3 protein-coding genes are annotated in these 2,853 nt (G+C 64.2%); all 3 read left to right on the top strand.

Features of this window, described 5'->3' with window-relative positions; all coding sequences use genetic code 11:
* The coding region (locus RIN79_RS21435; protein ID WP_309086735.1) for a class I SAM-dependent methyltransferase at window positions 1-405 on the top strand (405 nt) is incomplete at its 5' end.
* 81 nt (window positions 406-486) lie between these two features.
* A complete protein-coding gene (locus tag RIN79_RS21430; protein WP_309086734.1) occupies window positions 487-2,022 on the top strand; it encodes a phytoene desaturase family protein in 1,536 nt (511 codons plus the stop codon).
* A 95-nt stretch (window positions 2,023-2,117) separates the two neighbouring features.
* Window positions 2,118-2,853 (top strand): lysophospholipid acyltransferase family protein (locus tag RIN79_RS21425; RefSeq protein ID WP_309086736.1); only part of this gene is annotated, 736 nt, incomplete at its 3' end.

The following is a 2,853-nucleotide window of genomic DNA, read 5'->3' as shown; positions in this document are numbered from 1 at the left end:
GCTGCGATCGGAAACCGGCATGTGCAGGAGGCTGGCCTTGCCGCTCGCATCGCCGTTCGGCAGGAGCGCGTGGAGGATCTCAGGGACGAGAAGGCCTTCGACCTAGCCTTCCTGCCGCAGATGTTCCTGCCCGAGGCCGTTCTCCAAGGCGCAATGGAGCGGATCTTCCGCTCCTTGCGGCCCGGCGGCTGGCTCCTCGTCGCAGTTCTGTCCCCCGAGGGGCGCAGCACGACCTCTGCGATCAACCGCCTGAAGAACCTGCTCTGGGGCGGGGGGATGCGCGACGTGAACCATCTGAGGCCACGCTTGGCATCCGCAGGGTTCGACCCGGTGATCCGCGCGCCTGGCGGACATTCGCTTCGGATGATCTGCGCCCGCCGCCCAAACCTTCGTGAGCCGCCTTGAACTGGCCCATACCCTTCCTAGAACCAACTCGATTGGACGCGGACCCATGACGGATGGGCTCGTGCCTTGCGGGAGGGATGCGTGAGCGCTCGACAGACTTCGGTTGCCGTTATCGGCGGAGGATTGGGCGGATTGGCGGCCGCCTGTGTCGCGGCGGCTCGCGGACACAAGGTCACCTTGTACGACAAGAACGCCTGGATCGGCGGCAAGGCGGCGGTTTTGCACGAAGACGGCTTTCGCTTCGACATGGGGCCGACGATCCTGACCGTGCCTCGGGTTCTGGAGCGCATCTTCGCAGAAGCCGGCCGCAACCTATCCGACTACGTCGACCTCGTGCGCCTCGATCCGCAATGGCGCTGTTTCTTCGATGACGGGACGCAGATCGATCTCCAGGAAAACATCGAGGCCATGGCTGAGGCCATGGATCGCTTCGCTCCTGGAAAGAATGCCGGCGAAGGATACAAGCGCTTCCAGGACATATCCGCCCGCCTTCATGACATCTCGAACCGGTTCTTCTTTTGGAAGCCGGTGGAGGATCTCTTCGACACCATCAACATCCGTGCTAACATGAATCCTGCAACCCTGCGGGATGTTCTGTCCCTGCGCATGGGCTCCTCCGTGGCCGGCACCATCCGGTCCAAGGTGAAGGACGAGCGCTTGGCACAGATGCTCGACCACTTCACCCAATATGTCGGCTCCTCTCCCTATGGCTCGCCTGCGGTGCTCTGCGCCATCGCCCACATGCAGTCGGCGGACGGCGTGTGGTATCCCATGGGCGGCACCCGCGCGGTGGCGGAAGCCTTGGCAAAGCTCGCCAGCGAGCTGGGCGCCACGATCAGAACCGACAGCGACGTGGCATCGCTCAAAATCGAGAACGGGGCAATCACGGGTCTTGTTCTGGCGAGCGGCGAGACGGCCGCCTACGACAGCGTCATCTCCAACATGGATTCCATCCGCACTTACCGCGAACTCGTGGGCGGCGAGGTGGGCGAGCATTATGCCCGTAAGGATTTCGAGCCCGCCTGCTCCGGCGTGGTTCTCTATCTCGGGCTGAACAGGCGCTACGATCACGTGCTCCACCACGATTTCGTGTTCTCCCGCGATCCGGAGGAGGAGTTTGACTTCATCTACCGGCGCGGCGAGCCCGCGCCCGATCCCACCTGCTACCTCGCGGCTCCGGCTGCCACCGATCCGAGCGTCGCGCCGGACGGCGGCGAGGCGCTTTACGTTCTCGTCCACACGCCTTACCTGCGCCCGCACCACGATTGGTCGCAGATGTTCCCGGCCTACCGGCAGGTGATCCTCGACAAGCTCAAACGCACGGCCGGCATGAGCGACATCGAGGAGCGCATCGTCGTTGAACGCCATCTCACGCCCCAGGACATCCACGACCGCTACAAGGTGCTCAACGGCGCAATCTACGGGCTGGCGAGCCACGGCAAGTTCATGGGAGCCTTCAAGCCGGGCAATCGCAGCCGGCAGGTGCGCGGCCTCTATCTCGCCGGCGGCGCGGCCCATCCCGGCCCTGGCATGCCGATGGTCATGATGTCGGGCTGGATCGCCGCCGACGCCCTCGATGCGGATTGCAAGGTCGAGAATTTACGGAACGTGTCTTGAGGCAGAAAACGAGCAAGGTGGAGACGGAGCGCTCTTTCCCCCGTCGCGCGGGGGATTCTCCCGTCGCGCGCCGTTCTGCCCTGCTTCACCACTTCATGGTCTCGACCTTTCGGCGCTATTTCACACGCCACATGAATGCCCTGCGGATCGCCTCATGGGGCATGCCCGATGAGCCCCGGCAGGGTCCCGTCATCGTCTATTCCAATCATCCAGCCTGGTGGGACGCGGCGGTCTACATCCTGACGGCCGACCGCTTCTTTCCGGCCTATGAGAGCTATGCACCCATCGATGCAGCGATGCTGAAGCGGTACGGCATCTTCGGCCGCATTGGCGCCTTCGGCGTCGATCTCGAATGCCCGCGCGGTGCCGCGGCTTTTCTGAAGGCTGGTGCGGAGATTCTCTCTGCCCCCGACCGCGCTCTATGGATTACCGCGCAGGGACGCTTCAGTGACGTGCGTGAACGTCCTCTCGGACTCAAGCCCGGCGTCGCGCGCCTCGTCGAGCGCGCTCCCGATTGCACGATCCTGCCGCTTGCCATTGAATACAATTTCTGGCTGGAGCGCGGAGCGGAGGCCTTCATCGCGTTCGGCGATCCCATGCGCGGGCAGGACCTTTTGAGCCTTGCACGTCCCACCCGCCTTGAGCGTCTTGAAAGCGAGCTGGCTACGACGCTCGATCATTTGAGTGCCGATGTGCAGAGCCGAGACCCGTCCCGTTTCCGATCGGTGCTCGAAGGGCGCGCCGGCGTCGGTGGCCTCTATGACGGATGGAGGCGGATGGCGGCCGCCCTGCGCGGGCGCGCCTTCGATCCCTCCCATGAGGGACGCGCCT

It is taken from the genome of Chelativorans sp., from assembly GCF_031180965.1.
Taxonomy (GTDB): Bacteria; Pseudomonadota; Alphaproteobacteria; order Rhizobiales; family Rhizobiaceae; genus Chelativorans.
Note: the sequence above shows the minus strand (reverse complement) of the source record. Positions and strands in the feature narration are given on the sequence as shown.